Source organism: Paenibacillus xinjiangensis, from assembly GCF_059686975.1.
The window spans coordinates 76341-95688 of record NZ_JCAALS010000008.1; the positions used below are offsets into that span (position 1 = coordinate 76341).

Below are 19348 nucleotides of genomic sequence, written 5' to 3' on the forward strand. Positions count from 1 at the left end.
TCTATCCAAATCACATTCCGTGAATAAAAAAATGTTATATATGAATATACCGAGGGGCTTTGATGGCATCTTTATTTCTTTCACGCTATAACATAACGATAAGATAAAAGGCTCCCGCAAGGATAAATCTATATAACGCAAACCATTCTAAACCTAGCCTTTTAATGACCTTCAGGAAGGTGACGACAGCCAACATAGCAACTACAAAGGAAGTAGCAAAGCCGATCAGAAATAATAGAATATCATCCTTCGACAATATGTCGCGACTATCATATAGATCCAGAAGAGTAGCGCCAAACATTACCGGAACCGAGATAATAAATGTAAAATCGGCAGCCGCCTTTTGACTTGTGCCTAGTAATAGTCCGCCAGATATGGTTGAACCCGACCTCGAAAATCCCGGCCATAAAGCGAGGCATTGAAAAAAACCTATCCCCATTGCTTGCTTATAACTAAGATCATCGGTATTTTCAGCCGTTACTTTTCGTCTTGATTTAGCTGCAATAATCATTAGAATACCGCCTAAAATGAGGCCAATCAATACGGGCATTGGCCCAAATAAACGGCTCTTAATGAAATCTTTAAGAAGCAAATAAACAATCAGTGCAGGTATCATGGCCAGAATCATATGAATGGCATTCAGTCCTTTATTCTTGGAAAAGTCGAGCTTACTTAGATTCACTCCGATCTCCACATACTTTTTCCAATAAAGAATAAATACTGCCATTACAGCTCCCAGCTGTATAACAATTTTAAAGGTCGTCGCTGCGTCACCCTCGAAGCCTAACAAGTGCCCTGCAAGAATGAGATGGCCTGTTGATGATACGGGCAGAAATTCAGTTAAACCTTCTACAATACCTAATATGATTGCGCTAATAATATCAACCATTAATGAATATCCGCCTTTCTAAAGTATATTAAGGTGACCGCAAGCCCCGTTATCGCTGTAAACACGATTAAGGAATAAGCAATAACACTCGGATAAACAGTTGGTAAGGTGCCATGAGCAATATCGAAAGCAGCTGACCAGGGATTGAAAATACGATAATCCGAACTACTAACTAATAGGTTTACCAATGTAATTGAAATGGCTGCAATGATGGCTGGCACATAAGTTTTCATCATAACCGTGATCAGTACGATTGGAGTTAACAGCGTGGCAAGCAGCGTGGCTCCGATCATATATTCGGCTAAGGATTGAATCATCAGATTAATACTCAATCCTTCAAATTGTACCAACAATCCAAATCCAAGCGTCAGCCCCCATGCTTCCACCGTCAATACATAAATCCACAGTAGCAGAACTAGCAGCTTAATAAGGATTAAGCTCGTCCTAGTCACAGGAATGGTCAACAAATGCTTCAAGGTATCCTCCGTGTATTCGCGGCTAAACAAATAGGCGATTATTACGCTATATAACGGAACCCCCGTCAGTAACATCGTATACATGCTCGTATTATAGAACAGCGCTTCAAACACAGCATTCTCGGCTGTTGGCTTATTTAAGGAATCCATATAGAAGGCAAGTACAAGAAAGAACGGTACTAACGCACCACCCGATAAGCTGAGCAGCAGCATTTTGGAGCGTTTCAGTTTAAGGAGTTCGGCAGAGAACAAATCAACCAATAGTGCCACCTCCTACAAGGCTTGTGAAATAATCCTCTAGACTATTCTCACTAGCAGCAATTTTTAATACCTCGACATCATGTTCAACGAATAGTTTGTTTATTTTTCCTTGTTGGCCAAAATGAGAATAAATGCGAATATTCCCTTCGACCTGCACTTTATAATCAGTAATGCCCATATGTTTCTCCAGCAAAAGGGCAGCTTGGTTATCGTTATTAACTTGAAACTCCATGTACCGGCGGTTTGCCACATGTAGTTTGTCTATACTGATTTCCTCCAGCAGTCTGCCTTCGTGAATGATTCCTAGCCGATCCGCCAACAGCTCTACTTCTGATAAAATGTGGCTTGAAATAAAAACGGTTATTTGACGTTCCTGAGCTAATAATTTGATCAACCGCCGCATTTCCTTAATGCCGATTGGATCTAGTCCATTGGTAGGCTCGTCTAGGATTAATAGCTCTGGATAATGCAGAAGTGCTCTGGCAATGCCCAGCCGTTGTTTCATACCTAGAGAAAACTTTCCGGTTAGCTTTCGTGTCTCATGCTGCAAACCAACAATCTCAAGCGCTTCTTCTATTGCATTTTTTTTATGGATACCCATGATCTTCGCATTAATTTGCAAATTCTCTTTGGCCGTCAGGTTCTCATAAAAGCCTGGAACCTCAACAATTGAGCCGATCCTTCGCAATACGTCCTTCTTATTCGACATCATATCCATGCCGAAGAGTTCGATCTGTCCGTATGTCGGCTTTATCAAGCCAAGGAGCATTCGTATTGTAGTCGTTTTCCCTGCACCATTACGACCAAGAAATCCATATATTTCACCTTGATTGACCGTGAGGTTGACATGATCCACAGAGTTTTGGCTATCATATCGTTTCGTTAGATTAACGGTCTTAATAATTGCGTTCAATTGTTCCGCCTCCTTGTCCTTATTATAGGAAAACGGCTTTAACTGGAGTTTACCTATTTCTTAATCGTTTCTTAATCCAGTCGATTTCGCAAACGATAGAGTAAATTCTGTTTTTTCCCAGGACTTGCTCTTCACATGAACCGAACCGTGATTTTTTTCTGCCAAAGCCTTCACGATAGATAACCCAAGTCCACTGCCACCACTATTCGATCCTCTGGATTGATCTTCCCGATAGGTCCTCTCGAAGATCCGAGAAACCTTGTCAGCCTGAATCCCGGGACCCCTATCCCAGACCGTTAGGTTATATAACTCTTCTTGTCCGTAGAGTTCGACTCCAATAATTTTTCCTTCTGCTCCGTACTGTAAGGCGTTTTTTATAATATTCTGGATCATGCGCGTTACAGCAATTCGATCAGCCTTAACGAAATAGGCTACCTCAGGAAGCTGAATCTGCATTGTGATCTCTTCTTTTTCGATTGTCGGTAGAAACTCTATTACTATTTCTCTTGTGATTTCAGCGATATCGAATATTTCCTCTTTCATTGGCAATTCATCCGCATCAAGCTTAGCCATTGTGAACAGATCGTCAATCATTTCTTTTAAGCGGATTGATTTGGTCCATAGAATGTCCAAATAGGATTGTTTCTCTTGTTCCGATTCCCACTGTCCATCTCTTAATGCGTCTACATAACCGATAATCGAGGTAAGCGGTGTTCGAATATCATGTGAAATGCTAGACAAGAGCCGTTGACGTGCGGCTTGCGATTGAACGGCCTCAATTTGTGTTTTTTCCAATATACCAATGAGCTCATTGATGGTGAAGACAATCTCGTTCCAGCTATCGTCGTTTTTGGTCAGTAATCTTGTTTTAAAATTACCTTTTACAACTTGGCGAAGGAGTATTGAAGTGTGATTTAATTCTTGTTGATTGCGGATTGTTCTTGTTAGCATCAGTAAATTTAAACCGAGTATGATTACCAATAAGGTCCATTCCCATTCGCCTAAGGTATTCCTCGTTAGTAAAGCTAGAATAGCCGTCAAACAAAGTTGAAGCACAAGCATCACGAGAGTTTTTGTCGTATTCATTCTGTTTTACCTGAAAATTTATAACCAATGCCCCAAACGGTTTGAATATATTGGGGTTGAGATGGATCAAATTCAATTTTTTTACGAAGTTTTCTTATATGAACCATTACAGTATTATCATCTTCAATATAGTCCGTGCCCCACACTTGGCGGAAAATTTGTGTCTTCGTAAACACTTGTCCCGGATTAGAGGCTAAGAGCTTAAGCAAGTCGAATTCCTTGGCAGTTAATGCCGTCTGTTTGCCTTCGATATATACCGTATACGCTTTCGGATCAATTGTAATTCCTTTAAAGCTAAGTAAATGCTGCGATGGTTCTTCTCCCTCACTGCCAAGAATCATATATCTCCGCAGCAGAGCTTTAATTCTCGCAACAACCTCATGGATGCTGAACGGTTTTGTAATATAATCGTCTGCTCCGATACTTAAGCCTAATATCTTTTCTGTTTCATGATCCTTTGCCGTCAGTATGACAATTGGAACATTGGAGATGCTCCTAATCGCTTTGCATACTTCAATACCATCCAATTGAGGCATCATTAAATCCAAAATGACCAGATTATAGCTCCCTTGTCGGAACATGCGAAGAGCCTCTTCCCCATTAGTCGCAGTATCCACAACGTAAAATTCGCGCTCCAAATATTTTTTTAATAAATCTCGTATTTCCTTTTCATCCTCTGCGATAAGCAGTTTTATAGCGCTCATATTCAAATGTATCTCCTTTAACTATATAGAGAAATCTATCTTTATTGGGTCAAAGCGGAAATCCCAGCCGTATTCTTATTGTAGAATCATTATTCGACAATCTTTCTTGAAAAACCTCTACCTACATTTGCAGCGACACCTTGCGATGGGATTTCTTCGAAAAAAAAGCCGAAAGAAGATAAGGGGTTATCCCTCCTTCTTTCGGCTTAACAAGCGTTATTCATCCACGTCTACGTAAGGCTGACCATCCTTGAAGCGTACCAATCCGATGCAGGTTTCACGGAGCACGCTGGTTTCCGGCTCGGCGAGCCGATGGTAGATCAGGTACCATTCATTCTCATATTCCGTCAGCGAGGCATGTCCTGTACCTACTGCACTGGCTGATTCCAGCGTCATCCGGTTATTCTCTGGAATCTCGTAAGGGCCCATAATATGATCGCTGAATGCATAAGCGATCTGGTATCTTGGATCACGCGTATCATAATTGCTCCATGTAAGCCAATAGCGGCCCTCACGCTTTTGCATATGCGGCCCTTCATTGTATACCGAATTATCACTTGCTGAGGCATCACTGCCTTTGGCCTGATGGATTTGCAATGACAATTCTACAGGCTCGGATTTGAACGTTACCATATCGTCCTCCATCGGAACGATCCAGCACTTCCCTTGCCCCCACAGCAGATAAGGCTGACCATCGTCGTCGACGAACAAGTCCGCATCAATCGATTGGCAGGCATACTGGTCACGCGTAAGGAGCGGACGATCCAGCATATCTTTGAATGGTCCGAGCGGAGAATCAGACACGGCTACACCGATCTGTGCCTCTGCAGAGAAATACATATAATATTTCCCCTTGTACTTCGCTATGCCGGGAGCCCACGCCTGCTTGTCTGCCCAGCTGACATCGTTCAAGTCAAGCGCCAGATAAGGCCCGTCCCAGTTAACGAGATCCTTGCTGTGGAACACATGGAACTTCTCATACATCCAGCCGGCGCTGTCCTTGGTTGGGTATAAGTAATAATCGTCGCCGTCACGCAGAATGAAGGGATCTGCCCAGAAGCCGGGCAATATCGGATTGTTGATTTGCATGCTGATTCTCCTTTTTGTATGAATGTTTATTCTTTAACGGAGCCAAGCGTAATGCCGTGTACAAAATAGCGTTGCAGGAACGGATAAATAATCAAGATCGGCAGCATTGTCACAACAATTTTGGCCGCGTTAAATGTCCGTTGAGAAAAGTTTATCAGATCCTCCGGCCTCGTGGAAGACGAAATCGATGGAGCAACCACTAGCTGCTGGATATAAGTCTGCAATGGAATATTATGCTGCTTATTCATCAGAATCAAGCCATCGAAAAACGCATTCCAGTGGCTTACGATACTGAATAGCGTGACTGTTGCTATAGCCGGCATCGCCAGTGGAACAGCAATCGTAATGAGTGTGCGCCATGGTCCCGCTCCGTCCATTTTGGCCGACTCGTTAATTTCCTTCGGCAAGCCGCGGAAGAAGTTCATCAGCAGGATCACATTAAAGACCGGAACTGCCGTCGGGAGCACGAGCGCCCAGATTGTATCAGTCAGATGAAGGCTCTTCACAACCATATACCATGGAATTAACCCGCCCGTGAACATCATTGTGAATACAATGACCCACATATAAATGTCTCTGCTGCGGAACTCGAGCCGTTCCTTCGCAAGTGGATAGGCCATCAGAATCGTTAATACGAAATTGATTGCCCCGCCTAGCAGCACCCGCTTAACCGATACGCCGAACGCATCGAAGAACCGACTGTCCTTGAACATGTATTCATAAGAATAAAAGGTGAAGTCGACAGGGAACAAGGTGACTGCGCCGGAGGCTGCCGCCGACTTTCCGCTGAAGGACAACGATACGACATAGATCAGCGGAAGCAGGCACAGTAGTGTGATGAGCAGCATAACAAGCGTCAATATAATATCAGTAGTCCTGATTCCGCGTTTACCTGTGAGCGGCATGGGACACTTCCCTTCTGGTTACAATAATGCTTTTCTCTCGGTGCCGTCGTGCTAGAAAATGCGATAGCCTGCGAACTTAGCAGCTAGCCTGTAGGATACGAAGATCAGAATGAACCCAACAACCGACTTGAGAGCTCCTACCGCTGTCGCTAAACCATATTGATATTGTACAAGTCCGATTCGGTATACGTAGGTATCGATAATGTCTCCTGACTCATAGACCAGAGGATTGTACAGGTTATAGATCTGGTCAAAGCCAGCGTTCAGAATATTGCCGATGTTAAGCGTGGACACGAGAATGATCGTCGGCAGAATGCCTGGAAGCGTGACGCTCCATATTTTACGAATCCGTCCAGCCCCATCTATGGAAGCGGCTTCATAGAGCGAAGGATTAATCGCCGTTAATGCCGCTAGGAAGATAATCGTATTGAAGCCGAACTCTTTCCATACATCGCTAAGAATAACGACTGCGGGGAACCAGTTATTGCTTCCAAGGAAAAAGATCGGTTCGCCGGTAATGGCCGTCACCACTTGATTGACAATACCGTTCTGGGAGAGCATATCGTTCAGAATTCCTGCCAGAATCACCCATGAGAGAAAATGCGGCAAATATATAATCGTCTGCATCCACTTCTTCAATCGGTTGAAGATGATTTCATGAAGCAGCAGCGCGGTAGTTACCGGGATGAGCACATTCATGAGCATTTTCATAAGAGAGATGAAGATGGTGTTGTAGAAAATGATTTTGCTGTCATCGAGCTCGAACATGTACTTGAAATTATCTAAGCCAACCCATTTGGAGCCGAATATTCCTTTCACAGGAATATAGTCTTGAAACGCAATCGCCATTCCGAATAGTGGAACTATTCCGAATATTATAAGGAGGATCATGCCCGGCGCCAGCATCAGATGATAATGTAACGTATTTTTGGAATCTCGCAAAGCTCCCACTCCGTCCTTAAGCAAACTCTAATTTCACCGGAACTTAAGCGTGACTGCCAGCCATTGCCTAAGCTCCGGTGCACTGCTCTATTACTTAGCCGCTGCTTCAGCGATTTCTTCCGTAATTTGATCGCCGCCCTGCGACTTCCATTTGTCTACGAAGGTGTCGAACGATTCTAACGGCTCATTGCCCATAATGATCTTAAGGAATGTCTCATCCTCCAGCTTGCGAAGGTTCGCCCATTTGGTGCGCATCGTATCGGTCTGATCATAATAAATGCCAACCTTGCGATTGATTTGGTCATCCTGGCCCAGCGGCAGAGCTCCTGTCAGGAACGCGTGCCTTTGCGACCAAGCAGCCAGATCTTTTTTCGGATTCTCTTTATCCTTCAAGTAAGAGTTGTAGATTTGCTTCGTCTCGCCTTGCAGCGTGTCTGCACTCGCTTTGCCGTCTATGACATCTTGAACGAGCTTAGCCTTTTTCTCTTTATCGTCGTAGTTGCTTACTAGCAAGGAGAATGGCATGTTCATCCAGTTGAAATCATCCTTCTCGACGATGCCTTCGCCTTGCAGCTGATCGGCATCAAATTGCATGTTCAATGTTTTGAGTACCGCCTCTGGATGCTTGAAGCCTTTCTTCACTACCAGATATCTGGTCGTCGGCGAGGCCATATGCGTGTTCATTTTACCCTCTTGACTCAGCGGTGACAGGTACGATACCCATTCTGCTTTGGAGTCCTGTGCAACAGAATCCGCCAGCATGCCGAACGGCAGCCACCATGGTCCGAAGAAAATGCCTGCTTTGCCGCTAACGACAAGCTCATTGACCTGCTCGCCCTTCTTCACAGCGAACTCCTTATCAATTACGCCTTCTTGCACCCAGCCTCTGATTTTGGCCAATGCATCCTTCACCTCAGGCTGGATCGAGCCATATGCAGCATTGCCGCTTGCATCCTCTATCCATAGCTGCGGGTACGCATTATTAGCGCTGAAGATCGAATCGAAGCCAAACACACTCGTCCCGATGTTGACGATTACTTGGTTGCCCAAGAGACCAACGGAGCCTTTTTTGTCCATAAAAGCTTTCGTTACATTAATGATGTCATCCATCGTCTGCGGAACTTCCAGCTGAAGCTCGTCCAGCCAATCCTGACGAACCCACAGCATGTTCTGCGCATCCGCACCCGGGCTGACATTAGGGAAAGCCATAAGCTTGCCATCGAAGGTTGCGGATGCAAGGCTGTAGCCATCCGTGGAATCATAAGCCGCTTTGAGCGAAGGTGACACGAAGCTCTCATACGTCGATGTCAGGTCCTCAACCAGATCTGCGTTCACCAGTTGAACAAGCTGCTGCTTGTCTACGGTCATGACATCCGGAATATCGCCAGTCGACAGTGTTAGTCCGACCTTCTGCATATAGGCATCACCGGAGGTTGTTGCCTGCCATTCGTTCGTATACTTCACGTTCAGCTTCTCTGCAAAATAGCGGGTCAGCTCGTTATCTTCAATCGTCGAACCGCTAGGCAGCTTCGGATCAATCGCCGCTTCCTTGCCGATGCTTATCGTTACCGTTTCGGACATCGGCGCGTAGGGATCTGCCGGTTCCGTCGTCCCTCCAGCAGCTCCATTCCCGCCATTGTTGCTGCTATTCGCATTTCCGTTATTTCCTGAGCATGCAGTCAGTACCATCAGTGCGCAAACGATCAGTATGCCTAATGTCTTTTTCATTTCTGCTTATCCCCCTGCATATCGTTTAATGTTTACATCCTCAGTATAAGCCCGTTCTGCAGAAGTAAGGGTCAGAACGATGTTCACAAGTAGGTGTGATTTCGTATCCGCTTTCATTACACATATTGTCAGCCAGCAACAATACTCTACGTTCTGGCTGACAAACTTCTACCCTGCTTGCCTATACGGTGCCTCGGTTCCGAAAGTCTGAGGGCAGCACTCCGATTTCCTGAAGAAATAGCTTGCTGAAATACTTCTCATCCTTGAAGCCAACGAGCTGGGCAATCTGATAGATTGGCGTATTGGTATGCACGAGCAGCTTCTGCGCTTTGGACATCCGAATCTCAGTAGCATAATCATTGAAGGATTTCCCGGTTACGTTCTTGAAGCATTGGCTGAAATACGTCCGGCTCATATTGGCAATGCCCGCGATCTCATTTTGGCTGAAATCCATCTCTTCCTGTTCATGCATGTAGCGGATCGCTTTGTACACGACCCGTAGAATTTCGTCGCTATATTTGGTCTTGCTTACGATGCTGCGGAGCTTATCCCGCTCCTCCTCGAGCACAGCTCTCCATTCCTCCCACATGCGAAGCGGCTCTAGGCGGAATATCAGCTGCATCGACCACTCTAGCATGAGCAGCAAGCGTCCATTCTCGAGAAAGGCAGGGAACAGCAGGCTCTTCAGCTCGCTCATCGGCAATCTCATCGCCGCCGTATCCTGCAATAATCCCTCGTATACTTCATTGCTATAGATCCATTCTTGCGTGTTCCAGCGAGAACCGAGCTGAGCCTTCTCCGGCTCCAGCGGCTCCTTCTGCTCGTCCGCTCTCCACTCCCAGAAGGTGACCATCTTCGTATAATCATATAATAGGCCTGTAGCGAGATAGCCATGCAGCTTGTCCACTGTATCGCCAAGTGACATCTTGCCCAAGCCGTGCACGAGCACCGGCAGGCAGCTGGCCTGCTTAATATCGTTAATCAATGCTTGTTCTACTGCTTCTCCAAGGCCGTCCAGCGAGAGGAACCAGCAATGCCTGTCCAAGTAGTGAATCACATGGCTGGCAGAATGCTTTTGAACCAATTGGCTCGCTTTCTCGTCGTCACCAAGCCTCAGCACAACTATAACCCGGTCGAATACCTTTGCTTCGGGTGAGATTCGTATTTTCACCTTGTCCTCATAGCTGTAGGCAATACGTTCGAGCACATCATCCATCAAGTCGGTTTCCAAATCGTTCTTGACGATATAATCAAGAGCTCCCAGCCGAAGGGCTTTCTGGGCGAACGCAAATTCCTCATGGCAGGACAACACCACGATCGATTTATCCGGATATTTCTCGTTCATTTCCTCCATCAGCTCAAAGCCCGACATCTCCGGCATCATCAAATCGGTAAAAACGAGATCCACCTCGAGCGTCTCCAGCAGCTCCAGCGCCTTTCTTCCGTTCCCCGCTTCACCCACGACCTCCATATTATATTTCGCCCAGGGCATGATCGATATCAATCCGCGTCTGACCAGCTTCTCATCGTCTACAATAATGACCTTCATTGCTTGGCTTCCTCCTTATGAATGGGCATACGAATGGATACCGTTGTGCCTTCTCCGATATGGCTGTCTATTAGCAGCTCGCTGGCGCCGCCCGTGAAGCTGCTCAGTGTCCGCACAACATAATTCAGGCCGATGCCCAGACCCGAAATGTTATTTTTCCGCGTGTCTGACTCCAGCAGCTCCTTAACTTTGTCTGGGCTAATCCCGTTCCCGTTGTCCTTGACCATTATAACCAGCATTCCCCCCTGCTCCTGCGCGGTTACCTCAATGATCCCCATCTCGTCCATCATTCCGTGATACAGAGCATTCTCTACTATTGGCTGTAAAATAAAGCGCGGAAGCGGCGTATCCATGAACGGCTCCGGGATGAAGTAGCGTACGTCAAATTCAAAATCATATCTGATTTTTTGCAGCTCGATATAATCGTTCAAGGAGTTCATCTCATCCTTCAGCGTAACGATAGTGCCGTCCTTCGCCAGATTATATTTCAGCACCTTAGTGAACAACGACAGGAACCGGTCAATCTCATGCTGCCCCTTCAGTCGCGCGAGCCACTGTGCTGTATTGAGGGTATTGTATAAAAAATGCGGGTTGATCTGGGCCATCAGCTTCTCCATCTCAATCTCCTGCTTCTCGCTCGCTTCCTTGGCTACTTCTTTGATCAATTGCTGAATTTTGAATTGCATATCATTAAAGTTCTGAATAAGAAAATCAAACTCCCGAAGTCCCGTCATTTGGAAATAATCGTTGGGCTCCTGACTGATGAAGGCGGATATGCCCTTGCGGATACGGTGCAGCGGTGCGATGACGACCTTCCATGTCCGGAAGGCGGACCAGATACTGATCAGCAGCCCCAGCACGACGATGAAGGAATAGTTGACGAACCAATCACGAATCTCCTTCTGGTACTCACCTTTCTCAATGAACACGCCAAGCCTCCACCCTTGACTGCCCGTCACCTCGTGAAAATAATATCGCTCCATCGTCTCTGCGTCATAAGTGCTGCCGATTGGCGTCAGCTCAGGCTTATCGCTGAAGAGAATGGTGCCATCGTTATTCATAAGCAAATGAGATACATTCATCCCATATTGCTCCTTGTTGAGTATATTCTGAATGACCTTCACATTCGTCTCCGCATACACGAGCAGAGGGTTATTCGGATCCGTAATGCCGCCAACGCTTCGCACAATAGAGAATACCGAAATGTCATTATATTTATATAGAGTTAAGTGCGGACCATTGAAAATATGGTCTGATTTAATGGAGAGCTTCGGCAATTGGTCAAAATCAGGGTGTAGCTCCCTGGTTATGTAATTGTTGTACTGTATTTCTCCCGTGGTCGTATCGTAATAGAATACTAATCCGATCGTCGGATTCGATGCGTTCAGAATTCCCATATTGCGTTGGATAGCGGAAACCAGCTGCGATTTCTCGTAATTATCCTCACTCGTTTGCAGCGCTTCCACATCCTGCCCCACGAAGCCGCGGTATGACATTTGCTGAGACACGTCATAGAGGCTTCCTAACGTTTCTTCCAAGGAGCCGCTTACCCGCTGCAAATTTTGCTCGATACCTTTTTCTATTTTGTTATACAAAATATTGTAGATCGAATACACCGTCAGAATACCGACTAGGACAAGAGGTATGACGGAGCTGATCAGCAGCGTCCAGTACAGCTGACCACGCAGCGTATCCCAGCCGAATAACCGCTTCACATAAGAGCCCTCTTTCTCTTCCACAACTTTCACCTGCTCGTGATTTTTTTTGAACAACCACACTATATCATAAAATGTCTGAATTAGTATTTTCATATCATACTGATTGCCCTGCTCTTGCGAACAAGGCAAAGAAGCCCTGCCAACAGGCATGGCTTCTCAGATTATAGGGAAACCCCCATCATAAAAAATTCATGCACATAAAACATCACCCCAAGCTCAAATGCCGCAGCTTATCCGGATTGCGAATGATATAAATCTGCTGAACGCGATCATCTCTAAACGCCAAGCTAACGACAGTTGGGAAAGGCTCGGAGGGACTATTTATCACAAACCCAAGCTGTCCGTTGACCTTAACGAGGCGAGTTGCTTCTACACCATCTCCCTTGGCTATCAGCCCTTGGATGAATGCCAGTACGCGCTTGCTCGATGCAATAGGTTTGATCGCCGCTCTGACTTTGCCGCCTCCATCGCTGTAAAGTACAATATCCTCAGAGAGCATCGCGAATAGCCCCTCCATATCACCAGTAGCCGTCGCATGGAGGAAACGCAGGACAAGCTGCTCGGAATGAGCGCTTGTGTTCAGCTCAGAAGGCGGCTCGTCTTGAATTTTTCGTTTGAGACGACTGTAGATCTTACGGCATCCCAGCTCCGTCTTGCTTACGAAGTCCGCAATATCGTGATAATCGTATTCAAAGGCTTCACGAAGAATAAATACTGCGCGTTCAACAGGAGTTAACCGATCTAGCATAACGAGGAAAGCGTACGATATCGCGTCCTCCAGCACAATTGTTTGAAGCGGATCCTGTCCCCTAATTGACGAGACAGGATAGTCTTGTACTAGGGGCTCAGGTAGCCATGGCCCGACATACACCTCTCTTTTTTTATGCGAGGATTTCAAATAATCGAGACAACGGTTCGTAACGATTTTGCATAAGTACGTTTTGAGATTGCGGACGTGTCCGCTTTCCTTATCGATGTCCAGCTGCTGCAACGTTACGAAGGCGTCTTGCACCAAGTCCTCGGCCTGCGTTACAGACCCTAACATACGATACGCGATGGAAAGAAGTAGCGGTTTGTACGTCCGATATACGGGATCAAGCTCCACGATGCGACCCTTCTTTAACTTGTTTTTTATCCATTATTATACTTTGTGCGGCCTCTTTCGCGCTAGCCAATGATGCATTAACAAGCATACCCTCGGATCCGACCCAATCACCAGCGACATACATTCCGGGCCGTCCTTCAACCGCAGGTCCGGGTCTGCCAGAGAAACCGCCGTTCGCAGCTGTTACGACGGCATGCGAGACAAGCATTCGCGGCAGGAAGCGATGCTCAATGACATACTTGCGCCAGCCCGGTTGAATGAAATCAAGAAATCCCTCCAGCTCACGTTTATCCTGCAAAGGGTTCGAATCTATTCTAGCTGGCAAATATTTCATAACATGCACAACCTCATGTGTCGGATTATCGGACAATGAGGCAACGGCGGAATGGTTGGAATAATACCAGGGGTAGTCGGCGCCTAATACAAATTTCGTTCTCGGTTGAGGCATCCCTTCTACGACGAGATCCAAGCATGCAGCTCTAACAGGAATAATCTGTTCATAGACTGCAGCTTCTGACGGGGTAAGTGTGGGATTTAGCAAGGCTAGCGTATCCGCCGGTCCAGCAGTGGATAACACGTAACCGGTTGTCAGCTGCGTTCCATCCTTTAATGTGACCGTCATTCGGGGGTGGCTGCCTGCAATTCCCCTTACGGGCGAGCTCGCTCGGATTGACACGCCTCTCTTTGCCGCTTGTTCCGTCAACTGGTTCACGAGGGACTGCCAGCCTCCATCCACGTACAGCACCTGACCATGTTTGAGCTGCTCAATTACGGCGCTGGCGCTTATCAACTCGGGAGCATCGCAGTATGTGGATACGCGTACGAGCGCAAGTACCACATTGCGCACTCGTGGACTGGAGATTTGGGATTCCAAATAAGCCTGCAGACTAACCTTGTGCAGAGCAGAAGTGTCTATTGTGCGGAGACGACTGTAGAATCGAAAAAGCTGAACCTTTTCGTTCCACTTAAGGAAGGATCCGAGCAAAAGCTGTGCGAGGGGGAACGCCTTGTTCTCGCCGTTGGCTCCATTGAACACAAACATGCCTTGCGGCTTTGGTGCTGCTCCGGTTGGAATGACACCTACTTCATGCAATATCGGGAGAGCACTCTTATAGAGAGCATGTGCTCCTAGGTTTACGCTCGCGGACGCGATCCCAGTTGAAGCGGCACGGCCTCCGGGATGCGATCCCTTTTCGAGCAATAGTACAGTCCGGCCTGCCTGTGCCAAATAAATCGAGGCGGTTAATCCGGCGATGCCGGCCCCGATAATAATAACGTCCCATAACGGTTCATTGTGATTCTGTGTCATATATATCAATCCCTTCTGGTCTGATGCATATATGACGATTAACCGAACCGATCTGTGACAATGTGTCAACACTAAGCAATAACAATTAGTGCGGATAGCATACCTGATCACATGACTTGGTGTAGTATATGGTTTGCTTCAGGACTAGATGATTAGGGAATAGTACCTTGGGTTCAATGACTAGCTAACGCTGAAGAACTAGTAACAACAGTGTGAATTCTTTGATTTATATATACGTTGACATGTATATACGCTTAAGTGTATATTACATTCATGAACACAACAACAATGCAGTTAACGTTACTTACACTCGCTGAGCCGAATCGCTTCAACATTGTTGAACTGTTAAAAAAAGCACCGCGATCGGTTAGCGAAATCGTCAATGCCCTCAATATCGGTCAGCCGCAAGTGTCTCGTCATCTGCGGATTTTGAGCGAGGCTGGGTTGGTACGTGCCCGCAACAAAGCACAACAGCGAATATATAGCCTCGAAGCCCAACCCTTTCAGGATCTGGATGAATGGTTTGATTCATTTAGTGTCCTTTGGGAAGAGCGTCTCGATAATTTCGAGGATTATATGCTCGACTACAAAAGAAAGGAAGACTTATGACCGCCTTTTATCTCAAGGCTTTAACGCTGCAACATTCGGAATTACCAAGTCCTCTGGAATGAGCCGTTTGATACTTTAGAAAATTATCTAAAAAGGATGGATGATGATGAAATCAAAAACAAGAATCCATAAAAATCGCTATTCTCGTGAGCTTACAGTGGAGCGAGTGGTAGCCTTACCTTCAAAACTTGCTTGGGAAGGTTGGACTAAGCCGGAACACATTGCGCGTTGGTGGGGCCCCAAACTATGGACCTCCACCGTGTATGAGATGGATGTAAGACCCGGCGGGGTCTGGCGTTATAGTCTAAAATCAGATGACAATAACGGGGAAGAGGCTTTCTGTAAAGCTGTTTATCAAGAAGTTAATGAACCCTCTTCACTGGTATATATCGACTCGTTTGCCGACAAAGACTGGAATATTGTAGAGAACAGCGATATGTTAACAACCGTTCTATTCGAGGAAGTAACAAGTGGCACAAAGCTTAGCATCGTTACGCGATTTTCAAGTGCCGAAGAATTGGATAACGCTGAAGCTATGGGTATGGTTGAAGGCTTCACCGATGCATTTGACCGACATGAAATATACTTGGAAACATTAATGGGAGGACATATAAACACCGTTATTTCAAAAGATGGAACAAAGATCGCTTATGAACAGCAAGGCACCGGCCCCGCTGTTATTCTCATAGCATCGGCTGTTGCTGACCATCACGATGCAGCCCAGCTCGCCGAGCAGCTCGCCATTCATTTCACCGTCTACAACTATGATCGCCGCGGACGCGGCCAAAGCTCTGATCATGCGCCGTATGCCGTCCAACGCGAAGTCGAGGATATTGAGGCCTTAATTCTTACTGCCGGCGGAAGCGCATGCCTGTTCGGAAGCTCATCTGGTGCTGTTTTAGCTCTTGAAGCGGCTAGCCGACTAGGTGACAAGGTGAAGAAGCTGTATCTGTACGAACCGCCATTTATCATTAATGACAGTCGTAAGCCCGTGCCGACAGATTATGTTCAACATTTGAACACGCTTAACGAGGCCGAGAGAAGAAGCGAGGCGGTAGAATACTTTATGTCCGAAGCTCTCGGCATTCCGGCGGAATATATCGGCTACATGAAAGCCGATCCATCTTGGCAGGCAATGGAAAGCATGTCTCACACTCTCGCCTATGATGGCATGATTATGAGTGACACGCAATCAGGCAATCCACTTCCAACCGACCGTTGGAGAGTGAACGTTCCCACTCTGATCATGACAGGTGAGAACAGCGAGCCGTTATTCCACGACACAGCCAAAGCGCTTGCTGGTCTGCTGCCTCAAGTTGATACCCGTACACTAACAGGACAGGACCATTCTGCAGTCGTCATGGCTCCGGACATCATAGCAGAGACGATAATTGATTTTGAATTTGTCAGAGAGGAGAACGAACTTGGCTAAACCGCTATTGATTGCAAAGCCGATTTCTGCGATTGCTTCAAATGCCGCACAATTGTCCATCTTGTCGGGAGTATTCTTCGTTTTCATCCTTGGTATCCTCCACCTGCTGGAACCAGAATTCGATCCGACGTGGCGCTTTATTAGTGAATACGCTCTAGGCAACTTCGGCTGGTTGATGCATCTTGCATTCGTATTGCTAGCTGCGAGTCTGATAAGCGCTGGAGTAGTGGTCTTCTCGCAGGTTCGTACCGCCGTGGGATACATCGGGCTCGCTATCCTCGGAATAAGTTCCTCAGGCTTATTGATTGCTGCCATCTTTGTAACCGACCCCATATCGGTGAGTCCGAATGCTGCAACGTTCAGCGGTAAGATGCATGCAATAGGCGCTACGCTCGACTATACGCCTGTAGCAGCCCTCTTGATGAGCTTTGCACTGGCCCGTAATGAAGCTTGGAGGCCCATTCGGGGACGGCTGTTTGTCACCAGTGGCATTATGATTGTCGTTATGTTGCTATTCATAATACAAATTCCGCAAGATGGCCAATTCACTCCTGATGTCCTTGCAGGCTTGTTCGGACGGTTCTTGATTGTGTCCTACCTTGGCTGGCTCTTGATTGTCGGGATTCATGCGCTCAAGCTTCGAAAGCTGAGTGAGTTTAACGCTGAAGCACCTCACTAAGGTGCTTTTTTTCTTATCATAATTGGGGCAACAAACTTAATCTACCCGTATCCCCCTTCCAACAGGTCGACAGGTGCAGGCTCATACAATCGATTCTGTGCATCAAACGAAAAAAAATGATACTATGTAGGATGGGTAAAGGACTTTACAATAAACCAAAAGCATTTTTAAATGTTGCAAAAGAAGGAGATCATATGAGTAACGAAAATTTTTGGCTTGATTTACCGAAGCCATTTTTTATATTAGCACCAATGGAAGATGTCACAGATGTTGTATTTCGCCACGTCGTTAGTTCAGCTGCAAAGCCCGACGTATTTTTCACCGAATTCACAAGTACAGACAGTTATTGTAACCCTGTAGGAATAGAAAGTACTCGTGGTCGGTTAATGTTCACAGAAGATGAGCAACCCATCGTCGCTCATATTTGGGGCAATAAGCCAGCATTGTTTGAACAGATGAGTATGGATATGAAAAAGCTTGGTTTTCGTGGTATCGATTTAAACATGGGATGCCCCGTACAAAACGTCGCATCCAATGGAAAAGGTGCTGGATTAATACGACATCCTGAAGTTGCGGCAGAAATTATTCAAGCAGCCAAAGCAGGTGGATTGCCCGTTAGTGTTAAAACAAGATTGGGGTACTCTGAGATTGATGAGTGGCGCGATTGGTTAGCACATATATTGAAACAAGATATTGCGAATCTTTCCATTCACCTTCGTACAAAAAAAGAAATGAGCAAAGTGGATGCACACTGGGAGCTAATCCCTGAAATCAAAAAATTACGCGATGAAATTGCTCCCCATACGTTGTTAACGATTAATGGAGATATTCCTGACCGTGCAACAGGATTGAAATTAGTTGAACAATACGGCGTTGATGGAGTCATGATTGGCCGCGGCATCTTCACCAATCCATTTGCTTTTGAAAAAGAACCTAAAGAGCATAGCGCGAAGGATTTTCTCCATTTGCTACTTTTACAGCTGGATCTTCACGATAAATATTCAACAGAGCTCCTGCCACGTTCATTTAAACCGCTTCTTCGCTTTTTCAAAATCTATGTTCGTGGATTTAGAGGCGCGAACGAACTAAGAATCCAATTAATGGATACCAAGTCGACTGATGAAGTACGTCGTTTAGTAAATGCTGTTTTAGAGCAGGATTTAGATTAAAGCATCCCTTCGAGAATCTACGCATTTTGATTTTACATCAAAAATAATGAGAGACCTCCCAAAAGTTCAATAAACTCATGGAAGGTCTCTCTTTTTTGTGCTCTTGATGCTACAGACTTCTCAGCCTGATTACCGCATGGAGGATTTTTCTGCTCCATCGGCGACGAGTTCTACCGCAGTAAGGGGTAACTTATCTGATGTGTTTTATGCACGCATTTCATAGTGCCTGAATCATTTCCAGGAATATTTCATCACATTATAACCAATATCCCATATTTTCACATTTCCTTCAATGGCAATTGTAATACTACCTGCCCGATCTTGATAAATCGTGAAATTCTGAGGCTCATGACCTTGATCTTCTGCAGAAACGGACAGATATTCCTGACCATCAACATAAACAGTCATGCTTCCATCATACTCCGCTTCATCAGGAATACCATAATTCAAATAGAAAAAAAGTTCCTTATGGTCGAAAGCATAGGTGTACGTTTCAACATTTTGGTCTTTGGTGCTATACACATTGTATTTGGGTTGCACGTTTTGACCGCCAATTATGAAATCAGTTCGGTTCGTTCCCACGGTTATATTTCCGGTACTATCTTGCAGTTCGTTTAACGCCACAAATGGACCCAATTCTTGGACGAACGACTTGTCAATAACCCCGAAGCTACTACAAACTCCAATCATAAGAACAACACTAGAAACTTTCACCACCTAGTTAGTCGCCATGCGTGGCACACTAAAAAGACTACCTGTGAACAGTTCTAACGATGGGCGCTGCT

At 45.9% G+C, this 19348-nt stretch carries 18 protein-coding genes; 4 read left to right on the forward strand and 14 right to left on the reverse strand.

Features of this window, described 5'->3' with window-relative positions:
* Window positions 1-85 precede the first annotated feature (85 nt).
* The 13 genes from AC6ESP_RS10200 to AC6ESP_RS10260 form a co-directional block, all read right to left on the reverse strand.
* Window positions 86-889: an undecaprenyl-diphosphate phosphatase gene (locus tag AC6ESP_RS10200; protein WP_497096605.1), complete on the reverse strand. Its 804-nt coding sequence runs from the start codon at window positions 887-889 to the stop codon at window positions 86-88.
* On the reverse strand, window positions 889-1626 hold the full coding sequence (locus tag AC6ESP_RS10205) for an ABC transporter permease (RefSeq protein ID WP_497096606.1): 738 nt from the start codon (window positions 1624-1626) through the stop codon (window positions 889-891). Before AC6ESP_RS10205 ends, AC6ESP_RS10200 begins: the two co-directional genes overlap by 1 nt.
* On the reverse strand, window positions 1619-2539 hold the full coding sequence (locus tag AC6ESP_RS10210; protein WP_497096607.1) for an ABC transporter ATP-binding protein: 921 nt from the start codon (window positions 2537-2539) through the stop codon (window positions 1619-1621). The genes AC6ESP_RS10205 and AC6ESP_RS10210 overlap by 8 nt, the downstream gene beginning before the upstream one ends.
* 60 nt (window positions 2540-2599) lie before the next feature.
* Window positions 2600-3625: a sensor histidine kinase gene (locus AC6ESP_RS10215; protein WP_497096608.1), complete on the reverse strand. Its 1026-nt coding sequence runs from the start codon at window positions 3623-3625 to the stop codon at window positions 2600-2602.
* A complete protein-coding gene (locus AC6ESP_RS10220; RefSeq protein ID WP_497096726.1) occupies window positions 3622-4329 on the reverse strand; it encodes a response regulator transcription factor in 708 nt (235 codons plus the stop codon). The genes AC6ESP_RS10215 and AC6ESP_RS10220 overlap by 4 nt, the downstream gene beginning before the upstream one ends.
* Before the next feature lie 216 nt (window positions 4330-4545).
* Window positions 4546-5418, reverse strand: coding sequence for a family 43 glycosylhydrolase (locus AC6ESP_RS10225; protein WP_497096609.1), 873 nt, complete (start codon window positions 5416-5418; stop codon window positions 4546-4548).
* Window positions 5419-5444: 26 nt separating this feature from the next.
* Complete coding sequence (locus AC6ESP_RS10230; RefSeq protein ID WP_497096610.1) at window positions 5445-6323, reverse strand: carbohydrate ABC transporter permease; 879 nt, start codon at window positions 6321-6323, stop codon at window positions 5445-5447.
* 51 nt (window positions 6324-6374) lie between these two features.
* Window positions 6375-7265 carry an ABC transporter permease gene (locus AC6ESP_RS10235; protein WP_497096611.1) on the reverse strand — a complete coding sequence of 297 codons (891 nt, stop codon included), beginning with the start codon at window positions 7263-7265 and terminating at the stop codon, window positions 6375-6377.
* Between the two features lie 90 nt (window positions 7266-7355).
* Window positions 7356-8993 carry an extracellular solute-binding protein gene (locus AC6ESP_RS10240; RefSeq protein WP_497096612.1) on the reverse strand — a complete coding sequence of 546 codons (1638 nt, stop codon included), beginning with the start codon at window positions 8991-8993 and terminating at the stop codon, window positions 7356-7358.
* Between the two features lie 181 nt (window positions 8994-9174).
* Window positions 9175-10542 carry a response regulator transcription factor gene (locus tag AC6ESP_RS10245; RefSeq protein WP_497096613.1) on the reverse strand — a complete coding sequence of 456 codons (1368 nt, stop codon included), beginning with the start codon at window positions 10540-10542 and terminating at the stop codon, window positions 9175-9177.
* Window positions 10539-12281: a sensor histidine kinase gene (locus AC6ESP_RS10250; RefSeq protein ID WP_497096614.1), complete on the reverse strand. Its 1743-nt coding sequence runs from the start codon at window positions 12279-12281 to the stop codon at window positions 10539-10541. The genes AC6ESP_RS10245 and AC6ESP_RS10250 overlap by 4 nt, the downstream gene beginning before the upstream one ends.
* A 184-nt stretch (window positions 12282-12465) precedes the next feature.
* Entirely contained in the window at window positions 12466-13365 is a 900-nt protein-coding gene (locus tag AC6ESP_RS10255; protein ID WP_497096615.1) for an RNA polymerase sigma-70 factor, read from the reverse strand.
* Window positions 13355-14674 carry a phytoene desaturase family protein gene (locus AC6ESP_RS10260; RefSeq protein ID WP_497096616.1) on the reverse strand — a complete coding sequence of 440 codons (1320 nt, stop codon included), beginning with the start codon at window positions 14672-14674 and terminating at the stop codon, window positions 13355-13357. Before AC6ESP_RS10260 ends, AC6ESP_RS10255 begins: the two co-directional genes overlap by 11 nt.
* A 273-nt stretch (window positions 14675-14947) precedes the next feature.
* On the opposite strand from AC6ESP_RS10260, the gene AC6ESP_RS10265 reads away from it, so the two are divergent.
* The 4 genes from AC6ESP_RS10265 to AC6ESP_RS10280 all read left to right on the forward strand — a co-directional run bounded on the left by AC6ESP_RS10265 (window position 14948) and on the right by AC6ESP_RS10280 (window position 18563).
* Window positions 14948-15283 carry an ArsR/SmtB family transcription factor gene (locus AC6ESP_RS10265; RefSeq protein WP_497096617.1) on the forward strand — a complete coding sequence of 112 codons (336 nt, stop codon included), beginning with the start codon at window positions 14948-14950 and terminating at the stop codon, window positions 15281-15283.
* A gap of 106 nt (window positions 15284-15389) precedes the next feature.
* Window positions 15390-16715 carry an alpha/beta fold hydrolase gene (locus AC6ESP_RS10270; protein ID WP_497096618.1) on the forward strand — a complete coding sequence of 442 codons (1326 nt, stop codon included), beginning with the start codon at window positions 15390-15392 and terminating at the stop codon, window positions 16713-16715.
* Complete coding sequence (locus AC6ESP_RS10275; protein WP_497096619.1) at window positions 16708-17394, forward strand: DUF998 domain-containing protein; 687 nt, start codon at window positions 16708-16710, stop codon at window positions 17392-17394. Before AC6ESP_RS10270 ends, AC6ESP_RS10275 begins: the two co-directional genes overlap by 8 nt.
* A gap of 194 nt (window positions 17395-17588) precedes the next feature.
* Window positions 17589-18563: a tRNA dihydrouridine synthase gene (locus AC6ESP_RS10280; RefSeq protein WP_497096727.1), complete on the forward strand. Its 975-nt coding sequence runs from the start codon at window positions 17589-17591 to the stop codon at window positions 18561-18563.
* Window positions 18564-18794: 231 nt separating this feature from the next.
* Here the strand turns inward: AC6ESP_RS10280 and AC6ESP_RS10285 are convergent, their stop codons facing one another.
* Entirely contained in the window at window positions 18795-19280 is a 486-nt protein-coding gene (locus AC6ESP_RS10285) for a hypothetical protein (RefSeq protein WP_497096620.1), read from the reverse strand.
* Window positions 19281-19348 lie beyond the last annotated feature (68 nt).

What these genes read in the sequence shown, in the direction of transcription:
- AC6ESP_RS10270 (WP_497096618.1), top strand. Translation starts at nt 15,390, where the DNA reads ATGAAATCAAAAACAAGAATCCATAAAAATCGCTATTCTCGTGAGCTT.
- AC6ESP_RS10215 (WP_497096608.1), bottom strand. Translation starts at nt 3,625, where the DNA reads ATGAATACGACAAAAACTCTCGTGATGCTTGTGCTTCAACTTTGTTTG.
- AC6ESP_RS10245 (WP_497096613.1), bottom strand. Translation starts at nt 10,542, where the DNA reads ATGAAGGTCATTATTGTAGACGATGAGAAGCTGGTCAGACGCGGATTG.
- AC6ESP_RS10260 (WP_497096616.1), bottom strand. Translation starts at nt 14,674, where the DNA reads ATGACACAGAATCACAATGAACCGTTATGGGACGTTATTATTATCGGG.
- AC6ESP_RS10230 (WP_497096610.1), bottom strand. Translation starts at nt 6,323, where the DNA reads ATGCCGCTCACAGGTAAACGCGGAATCAGGACTACTGATATTATATTG.
- AC6ESP_RS10200 (WP_497096605.1), bottom strand. Translation starts at nt 889, where the DNA reads ATGGTTGATATTATTAGCGCAATCATATTAGGTATTGTAGAAGGTTTA.
- AC6ESP_RS10280 (WP_497096727.1), top strand. Translation starts at nt 17,589, where the DNA reads ATGAGTAACGAAAATTTTTGGCTTGATTTACCGAAGCCATTTTTTATA.
- AC6ESP_RS10220 (WP_497096726.1), bottom strand. Translation starts at nt 4,329, where the DNA reads ATGAGCGCTATAAAACTGCTTATCGCAGAGGATGAAAAGGAAATACGA.
- AC6ESP_RS10225 (WP_497096609.1), bottom strand. Translation starts at nt 5,418, where the DNA reads ATGCAAATCAACAATCCGATATTGCCCGGCTTCTGGGCAGATCCCTTC.
- AC6ESP_RS10240 (WP_497096612.1), bottom strand. Translation starts at nt 8,993, where the DNA reads ATGAAAAAGACATTAGGCATACTGATCGTTTGCGCACTGATGGTACTG.
- AC6ESP_RS10265 (WP_497096617.1), top strand. Translation starts at nt 14,948, where the DNA reads ATGAACACAACAACAATGCAGTTAACGTTACTTACACTCGCTGAGCCG.